This is a genomic window from Mesorhizobium sp. WSM4836, from assembly GCF_055811815.1.
In genome coordinates, this window is the sequence record NZ_JBVVQF010000175.1 from 1 (window position 1) to 202 (window position 202).

At 65.8% G+C, this 202-nt stretch carries 1 pseudogene; it reads left to right on the forward strand.

From position 1 onward, the window contains the following. Positions 1 to 202: pseudogene (locus tag AC0L2P_RS32545) on the forward strand (calcium-binding protein); the annotation flags it as partial.

Sequence of the window (202 nt, forward strand, 5' to 3'; positions counted from 1 at the left end):
CCGACAAGGTGCTCGCTTCGGTGAGCCATGCTCTTGCGGCCGGCTCGTCCATCCAGTTTCTCGCGACCACGAACCCGGCCGGCACGACGGCAATCAACCTCACCGGCAACGAGTTCGCCCAGACCATCCAGGGCAATGCCGGCGCCAATGTCCTCAACGGCCTCGGCGGCGCCGACACGATGAGCGGCTATGGTGGCAACGA